8 protein-coding genes are annotated in these 8,667 nt (G+C 43.1%); all 8 read right to left on the bottom strand.

Features of this window, described 5'->3' with window-relative positions; all coding sequences use genetic code 11:
• Positions 1-2,691: CHAT domain-containing protein (locus PLE34_RS21000; protein ID WP_324560301.1), on the bottom strand; the 2,691-nt coding region annotated here is incomplete at its 3' end.
• The gene (locus PLE34_RS20995; protein WP_324560298.1) at positions 2,654-4,144 is read right to left on the bottom strand and encodes a S8 family serine peptidase; all 1,491 of its coding nucleotides are present in this window, start codon (positions 4,142-4,144) and stop codon (positions 2,654-2,656) included. The genes PLE34_RS20995 and PLE34_RS21000, both read right to left, overlap by 38 nt.
• A gap of 120 nt (positions 4,145-4,264) precedes the next feature.
• Positions 4,265-5,038: a tetratricopeptide repeat protein gene (locus PLE34_RS20990; protein ID WP_324560295.1), complete on the bottom strand. Its 774-nt coding sequence runs from the start codon at positions 5,036-5,038 to the stop codon at positions 4,265-4,267.
• Positions 5,039-5,041: 3 nt separating this feature from the next.
• Entirely contained in the window at positions 5,042-5,617 is a 576-nt protein-coding gene (locus tag PLE34_RS20985) for an RNA polymerase sigma factor (RefSeq protein WP_324560292.1), read from the bottom strand.
• A 406-nt stretch (positions 5,618-6,023) separates the two neighbouring features.
• Positions 6,024-6,635: a fumarylacetoacetate hydrolase family protein gene (locus PLE34_RS20980; RefSeq protein ID WP_324560290.1), complete on the bottom strand. Its 612-nt coding sequence runs from the start codon at positions 6,633-6,635 to the stop codon at positions 6,024-6,026.
• A 195-nt stretch (positions 6,636-6,830) separates the two neighbouring features.
• The gene (gene pth, locus PLE34_RS20975; RefSeq protein WP_324560287.1) at positions 6,831-7,412 is read right to left on the bottom strand and encodes an aminoacyl-tRNA hydrolase; all 582 of its coding nucleotides are present in this window, start codon (positions 7,410-7,412) and stop codon (positions 6,831-6,833) included.
• Between the two features lie 71 nt (positions 7,413-7,483).
• On the bottom strand, positions 7,484-8,119 hold the full coding sequence (locus tag PLE34_RS20970) for a 50S ribosomal protein L25 (RefSeq protein WP_324560284.1): 636 nt from the start codon (positions 8,117-8,119) through the stop codon (positions 7,484-7,486).
• 23 nt (positions 8,120-8,142) lie between these two features.
• Positions 8,143-8,667, bottom strand: a 525-nt coding sequence (gene prs, locus PLE34_RS20965; protein WP_324560281.1) for a ribose-phosphate diphosphokinase, incomplete at its 5' end; no start/stop codon positions are given.

Raw genomic sequence — 8,667 nt, 5'->3', positions numbered from 1 at the left:
CCTGTTACCCTGCTGTATGAAATACAATTTCGCCTTTTGCAGGGCATCATCTTTACGCATACCCTCCGAAAGGTATTCGTGAAACTTATCCGACAGCGCATATACGGTTTCCTCGTCTGCCTTCCATAAAGTGGCAGCCACCGCCGGTATCCCCGCCGAAGAAAAACCCCTTGCCAAACTGTATATCCCTTCACCCGTGGCATTTTTTCCTACATTGGTCTGGCAGGCGCTCAGCATCATGAATTGGGTTGCCGGGTGATCCAGCAGTTGCAGCTCAGAAAGATGAATGATCGTATCCTGCATATACAAAACGGGCTCCGTATTTCCGGTATCGGCAAACGCATGGGAAAGCACATTCACAATACTGTAATCCGGCGCCCCGCTCATAAAATTATCGCGGTTAGCCGCGGTGCCCGTAAATAATTTAGTGTTGTTATAGTAAGCACCGGATCTTACAAGCGATTGAGCGGAATGTTGAAGTTCGGGTACGCCCAGGTTATTGCGGAAGGATACAGGCGCAAACCCTGCAAAATCACCCTTTGACTTGCGAACCGCGAACCGCTTCATAAGGTAACGGGCCGAATATACATAGCTGAACCTGTAATCATACACCAAAAACTGCTCCCCTTTCTCATCTTTACACAGCGCTTCAAAGGGCAATAAAAAATTATCCTGGCAAAGCACTATACGCCCGCCAGGTAACTGCAGTGGTTTAAAAAGGCTTGTGTATATTTTATGCGACAACGCGGCAAAAGATGGATAATGATTGTTTAACCGCTGCTTATCGGAGCACCACTGTAAAAAAGCATTCCTCTCTTTTTCACCCACATCCCCCGAATGAAGCTTTATCATCCTGCTGGTATCGGGTGTAATAACCAGTATGAACCCTGTTGTATCGTGCAAAAAATAATGAACAAAATTTTCCTTTTTATGCAGCAACCAGGCCTGCAACTCCTGCAGTGCCGGTATATCATCCGCATATCTGTACTGATAATAAGCGGGGTATTTTTGCCCGAGGGTTTTGATGTAGCCCTCAAATGTTTCTTTTGCCTGAACCAGCTTCAGTTGCTGGCTTTGCCAGGCAGGCGATTGCCTGTTCAAACGGGCCAGCTTTTGCTGCTCATACACAATAGCTGCCTTATAGTTTTGTTCCATTGCACTTTCCGCAGGTGGCAAATGGGCAGAAGCGCCCAACTCATTGAGCTTATCGCTTAGTAATACCGCCCGGCTTTTTTCCATAAAGTAAAATGCTTTGTGCATATCCCCTGCTACATAACAGGCTTCAAGCGCATTGAAAAAAAACGACCGGGTTTTATTGCGCCAGTATAACTTGCTTTGTTCGCCCAACTGCTCATGCCGCGCCTGCACAATAGCAGAATCCATTACAATAGCAGTGGAAAGGCAGGCGTTAAGATATTGCTTATTACCATTTAATTTATAAAGATGGAGCAGCAGCTCCGTTTTGTTATTAAGCAAAACAAGCAACAGGTCTGTATTTCCAATAGTGGAAAAACGGCTCAGCGATGGATTTTGTAAAAATGTAGCCTGGTTAAGCTCATATACCTGCAATGCTTTATGGTAATAATCACGGGTAATTGCGTATTCATTTTGAGGGTACAGCCTGAAAGCGGTTTCGCCAAGATTAATATAACCTTTGCATAACCTTTCGGCATCACCGGCTTTTTTTGCATACACAATGGTTTTCATATAGCAGTCCTGCGCCTGCCGGTAGCGCTTTAATTCACGGAAGTAAAAATTACCCCAATCGGTATAGTCATCAGCTACCTGCCTGAATTCCTTTGTTTTGAGGCGCAGCACAATTGCCTTGTTAAACAACCGCTCCGCTTCATTAAAATGGTTGCGCCGGGCAGCAATCATTGCTTTTATGATAATGGCTGTTGCCTGTTCAAAATCATCATGCAGGATACCCGCGTAATGCATGGCCGAGTCTGCATCAGCTCCGGCATCATCCAGTTGCTCCAGGTATGCGTAAGACTGTGCCCTGCGGTTAAATAACTGTGTTAACGCATTGGCGTCATCACGCTCTCTGGCTTCCGCCAATCCCACTATACATTCATCAACGCATTTCTGGTAATCGCCATTTCTGAATAAAATATCTGCTTTCAATACCCTGCATGCCGTTGCCAGGGAGCTATGGAGATTTCGTTTTTTGCTAACAATGATAACACTGTCGTAATAATCTAACGCCTTATTGTTTATACCGAGTGACTTATAAAAAATACCGAGGTTGTAATAGCTGTTTATTACATAATCCGGTGAAGTGTTTGCCGCTCCTGAAGTATTGACCGCTACAGACTCAAGCATGTATTCAATAGCCTCTCTGGTAGCATGTCCGTCATTTTGAAGATAATGTAAGGTAGCTATGCGGTGGAGCAAACGGGCATACACAGCATCTTTACACAGCTTACCATCTTCAAATGCATGCTTCAGCCGGTAAGCCTGCTGCAATTTTTCACTATCCGTGCCTGTACCGTTTTCTATGGCAATAATTTTATTCCAGATATCCTTTCCGGAAATGCATTGCGAAAAACAGGGAACGCTAATAATAAAAGTGGTGAGGAGCGAAAGCATCGCCTTTCCCAATAATATATTGCCTGCATCAACCATTTGCTTCATCGCTGTTTCACAAAGATCATCTTTGTAAAGAAAACAGCGCCTGCTGATTTGCATCAACCATTTTGTTAATCACTTTTCCCTCCTTTACTTTACCCGCTAACCCGGGTTCGTTATACAAAAAAGAAGGGCTGGGCTGGCTTTTGAGTATGCTGAAAATACTGTCTTTTATACTGAACGTAATGGGAGCGTTTAACAGGTTTTTATAACTGTGATGCCATGCTGCATATTTCCCCGTAGCCACGGGTGCGGCAAATGAAGACCCTGAAACAGGCGGCAGGCCTGCGTTAACAGGATTGGTAAAATAAAAATGCCCGGCATTATCTGCTCCATCCGCATGCACACCTGCGTCTACCACCTGATTTGAAAAATTCTGGGCAGGGCTTACCTGGTCTTTGTATACGGTGGTTATGGCTATAACATTGGGCAAAACGGGTGCAAGCGATGCAGGGTAAAAGTACACACTGTCGAGATTGCGTTTCTGCAATGTATCGGCCGGATTGTACTCAGGATCTTCCATCGCGTCATCTTTGTTACCGGCTGCCGTAACCAGCAGAATGTTATGCTTTGTAAGATGTTCTTCAATGAATGCTTTCAATAACACAGGAGAAGTTAATTCCGGTATTGCATCGCCCGAACTATCGTATTTATTCCTCGATTCATAATAGCCGAAGCTTGCATTAACAATATCCACCTTCCGGTTTTTGGCGTAAGCGAACCCGCAGAGTATACTGTACAAATCACTTGTTCCATCGGCGCCAAAAACTTTTACGGGCAAAATAGCCACGCTGTTTTGCCGATATCTTTCCACTTCATCTGTTATAAATTTTGTTACAGTACTACCATGTTTGCCGGGATTGTCGTCCAGCCAGTTGTTATTGCCTGCTATAAAGTTCCAGCCGCTACCCGCACCGGGTATACAGGCGCTATCGGCAGCTTTATATAAAAAGGAAGAGTTAACAAAACTGGTATCCAGCCCCGTATCAAAAACAGCCACTTTTACTTCCGTACCGGAAAATGATACAACAGGCGGAAGCTTTGCTTCCCTCAATTCATTAAGCCCGTCAGGAAATCTTACCGGGATGTTGGTGCTGAAATAAAGCGGCCCGCTCTCACCCGTTACTTTGGGTTTACCTTTACTGCTGGTTCCGCCATTGGCTACTTCGCCCTGCATATATAATTCCACGCCTTTCCCTTCTAATAAAAAAAGGGAAGAATCGCAACTGCCGCATACAAACCGTACTTTCAATTCATTCTTTTCCTTTTTTACAATATTGTCCTGCAGCCACTTATTAAAGTCCTGCCTTGAAGTACCAGGCTTTAACCACACAATCAATTGCTTATAAGGATCGGGCTTTTCGCCCTCATAAGGAGATTTTACCTGGTAAGTTGTCCAGTCCTGTGGAGTTCCGGAACCACAATTACATCCCGAAATAATAACCATCAGCAGCAAAGCCATAAGCCCTGTGTAAGTTATGGGCCGGGTTGTTTTAAAAGCAGCGTTCAGCATACAAAATAAAATTAAGATCGGAAAATATAAATGAATAGTATTGGCGTAACTCTGATCACAAATCAGTATCTACAGGTATTTTCTACTTTCCAAATGGATAGGGAAACAAATGGTTTGTTGCTATTTCTTTAACCAGCGCGCTGCTTCTTTACTACCATCCGATTTTTCATCCATTACCTGCTGCAACAACTGTTCCGCCTGTTCTTTATCGCCCTGCTGGTTGCGTTGTAATAAAGTTACCGCTTTAAGAAACACTCCGGGATTGCTGAACAATTCTTTTTTGGCGGCCAGTTCATCAAAGCATGCCAGTGCCCTGTTGTACGCTTTTGTAATGAGATAAGCTATTCCCGCGTATTTTAGCGCATCGCTGTTATCGGGATGGGCCTTATACACAGCTTCAAATAGTTGTATGGCCTGTGGGTAGTCCTTATTGTTATAGGCCGCCATACCCTGCTGCAGGCTGTCTTTGGCGCCATCCATGGTAAGACTAAGGTGCAACAGGTCTTCTTTCACATAACGATCGGCCAACTGCGGAAGGTCGGCCCTGCTTTGAAAAAATAAAAAATAACCGGCCAGCGCCAAAACAAGCACCGCAGCGGCAGACATTGCCACCCTGTACCATTGCTTACGGCTATTCATCCGGATTACCGGCGCTTCAGATCTGAAATAAGCCGCATTCAGCTTTTGCAGGGTACTTCTCAGTGCTGCCTCATGGCTGCTATATTTTTCAGTATTATGCATTTCGGCATCAATTGTTCTGTATATCTGCAACAGGTCAAACAATTCTTTATTGCTTTCTATGCTGGCTTCAAAACCTAATTTTTCTTCGGAAGGCATATCACCGGAGAGATACCTTTCAATTTGCGCTGTATTAAAATGCTTGTTGTCATTCATGTGTTACCATTTCAATGAATTAAAGGCAGGGGATTGTTTTACCAGGGTAATGAGCCTTGCCATACATTCTGATTTCTTTTTCCTGGCATAGGCATAGGTTACATTCAGTTGCCTTGCCACCTCGTCCATTGCTATGCCGCTCCAGCTCAGGCGAAGTATTTTCTTACAACTATCCCCCATTTCAGCAAGCTTCTCTGTAAGCAAATTATTTCGCTCCTGCTGCAATACGCATTCCTCCGCCAGTTTAAAATTGTCTTCCCCTATATGATTAAATCCTTCCGTATCGGTAATTGTTACCTTCTGCGTTTTCCTTTTATTTAATGTATTGAGCCACTTGTTTTTACAAATCAGGTATAAAAATGCCTCCATAGGACAGGTGAGCGTAAAACCGCCTGTTTTGGCTTTATTGTATATAGAGAGCAGGGCATCCTGGAAAATATCCGCAGCATCTGTTTCGGTGCCGTTATTGCGGATAATCATCCATTTGATCTTTTCCGAAAACCGCTGGTAAAGCTCTTCCAGTACTACCGCATCGTTTTCCAATAAGGCATTAATATACTTCTGGTCGGGATGTTGCATGGATAATTGTAATGAATTAAGGCATAAAAAAATTGCTCAGGGGGGTATCAAATTTCTAAAGGGCGGATATATATTCGGATGAAATTATGAAACAATATATCAAAATGGATAAACATGCAATTTTTTCTTTCATCCTTGATGAATTTGATATGCGGTTTACCAGTTTTATTTTTAAAATAAGGAATACCAGGCCGCGGTTTTCGTGTGCCAAAAAATAGCTAAGAACAATTCAGGGGATAAACAGGGGTTCTCATGTACACATTCCGTACTCATATAGTGAATCGGGTGCGCTATCATTAGCTTCGGAATGATTAAAAGCCGCTTAAAACAAATGTTTTAGCGGCTTTTTAATGCTATTAAAACCCGGTTTGGGGTAAATTATAAAACCGTTCTTTATTTACAGTCTCTATTTGATCGTGAGCTCAAATAAGCTTTCATCTTCCACAAAACCCTCCAGGTCATCGCCTACCACGCATTCGCTCACACCTGCAGGAGTGCCCGTAAAAATAAAGTCGCCTATATTAAGCGAAAAATAATTGGAAATATTGGCTACCAGGGCATCAAAGTTAAAGATCATTTGGCCGGAGTTTCCCTGCTGTACCAATTCCTTGTTTTTGTATAAGCAAAAATTGATATCATCCTTTTTCATTTCGGGAGTAATATCCATCCATTTACCTATAATGGCAGAATTGTCCCAGGCTTTAGCCCTTTCCCAGGGTAATCCTTTAGCTTTCAGCTCATCCTGGATGTCGCGTGCGGTAAAATCAATACCAATAGATATACCGTTATAATATTTACCGGCATGCTTTTCCTGGATATACTTTCCATTTTTACATACCCTTAGCACCAGCTCTGCCTCGGCATGTAATTCATTGGTAAATTCAGGATAATAAAATGGAGCATGCGCCTGCAGCAATGCACTTTTGGGCTTCATAAAAATAACAGGCTCTTCGGGTATTTCATTACCCATTTCGTTCGCATGTTCAGCATAGTTACGGCCAATACAGAATATCTTCATATTTCAATAGAGTTCAATAAGGTTTACAATAAACATTAAACGATATGAACATTGTGTTTTTAAGTAGATTAAGGGTTAGTTCAAGGAAGATGGATTGGGGGAGAATGAGAAATAGCAAGATGCTAATTTAAGGTAAACAAATTGAAACTTATACACTTGGCAACATTTTTTAGCTAATGTCATTAAAGCAATGCTTCACACTTCTCCGAATACCAGGTTGTTTACCGTGCTCATTGTTCGCTCGAATCCCATAACAGCTACATTTTCAATTACTTCGATGCATTTTTCTATCTTTTCCCGCACAATTGCCTGTTCTTCCGGGAACCATTTGCCCAGCACATAATTTACCTGCATACCTTTTGGAAAATGATTACCTATTCCAAACCTCAATTTGGGATATTTATCCGTGCCTAAGATGTTCTGAATATCAAAAAGCCCGTTATGCCCCCCATGACTACCACCGGTTCTCAGCCTCAGCTTGCTCAGGGGAAGCGCCAGGTCGTCTACAATGGTAAGGGTATGATCAAGCGGGATCTTTTCTTTATCCATCCAGAAGCGAAAAGCCTTTCCACTTAAATTCATATAGGTAGAGGGCTTTATGCAGATAAAGATTTTCCCTTTCCATTTTATTTCGGCTACTTCGGCAAGGCGATCCTGGCTGAATACACCGGCATGTTTTTGTACAAATGCGTCTGCCACATCGAAACCGATATTATGGCGGGTATGCCTGTACTCCGTTCCGGGGTTGCCTAAGCCTGTTATTAAAAATTTAGACATAAGAAACAAGCAGGTGTAACAAAAAACCCAATCCACAAAAGGATTGGGTATATAAAAGAAAACGATCCTTTTTATTTTTTGGCAGCAGCTGCCGGTGCTTTGGCGGCTGGTGCTTTGGCGGCTGCCCCACCAGCGGCGGGTGCAGCAGATTCTTCCTGCTTCAACTGACGGGTCATTACCACAGATGCAATAGGAATACGGGGTGAATTCAATACTTCATAATGCTCGGCTTTCACATCTTCCACCCGCACGTTTTCGTTGATCTCAAGATCGGTTAAATCTACTTCAATATTTTCCTGCAGGTATTGAGGCAGGGTTTTAATCTTTAAGGTTTTCATTTTGGTTACCAGCCTTCCCCCGGCTTTTACGCCTGCGGCTACTCCTGTAAATTTCAGCGGAATATTGGCAATAACCTTTTTAGATTCCGAAAGCTCTAAAAAATCAGCATGATTCAGCTTGTCGCTTACGGTATCTAACTGTATATCTTTTAAAATACACTGGTACGACTGCCCGTTAACACTGATGTTCGCCAACTGAAATTCGGATGTGTACACTAACGGTTTAAAAGCCAGCGCAGGCGCCTGAAAATTCACCTCTTTGCTGCCGCCGTAAATTACACCAGGCACCAAACCCTGAGAGCGGAGCTGCCGGGTGGCTTTCTTTCCGGTTCCGGTCCTCAGTTGTCCTTCGATTGTAACTGTTTTCATTTTTATTTTGAGTTTAATATTTACTATTTATTTCTTAACTGGCTATGTATGAAAAGACTTGTAATGCTTTTATTCTCATACGCGTTACGAATGGCTTTCGCGAACAAACCCGCAACGCTTAATACTTTTATTTTTTCCGGATGCTCCCTTAGAGGCAGCGTGTCGCAAACCACCAGTTCCTCCAGCACACTATTTTCAATATTCCTGTACGCATTACCACTCAATACCGGATGCGTACATAAGGCCCGTATACTGGTGGCGCCTTTTTCAATGAGCAAACCTGCTGCTTTTGCAAGTGTGCCGCCCGTATCGCATATATCGTCAATAAGCACTACATTCCTGTTTGTTACATCGCCTATTACCACCATGCTTGATATCTCATTCGCCCGCTTACGATGCTTGTCGCAGATCACCATTTCGGCATTGAAATAACTGGCTATTTCGCGTATCCTGTTAGCGCTTCCCACATCGGGGGCGGCAAAGGTAAGGTTTTCCAGATTAAGTTTTTCAATATAAGGGATGAAAATAGCAGAGCTGTCCAAATGATC

Source organism: Agriterribacter sp., from assembly GCF_035445465.1.
Classification (GTDB): domain Bacteria; phylum Bacteroidota; class Bacteroidia; order Chitinophagales; family Chitinophagaceae; genus Agriterribacter.
This window is presented reverse-complemented; position numbering and strand designations above follow the sequence as displayed.

Coding starts and splice junctions, on each gene's coding strand:
- PLE34_RS20985 (WP_324560292.1), bottom strand. CDS start 5,617: ATGCAACATCCCGACCAGAAGTATATTAATGCCTTATTGGAAAACGAT.
- PLE34_RS20980 (WP_324560290.1), bottom strand. CDS start 6,635: ATGAAGATATTCTGTATTGGCCGTAACTATGCTGAACATGCGAACGAA.
- PLE34_RS20995 (WP_324560298.1), bottom strand. CDS start 4,144: ATGCTGAACGCTGCTTTTAAAACAACCCGGCCCATAACTTACACAGGG.
- PLE34_RS20970 (WP_324560284.1), bottom strand. CDS start 8,119: ATGAAAACAGTTACAATCGAAGGACAACTGAGGACCGGAACCGGAAAG.
- PLE34_RS20990 (WP_324560295.1), bottom strand. CDS start 5,038: ATGAATGACAACAAGCATTTTAATACAGCGCAAATTGAAAGGTATCTC.
- pth (WP_324560287.1), bottom strand. CDS start 7,412: ATGTCTAAATTTTTAATAACAGGCTTAGGCAACCCCGGAACGGAGTAC.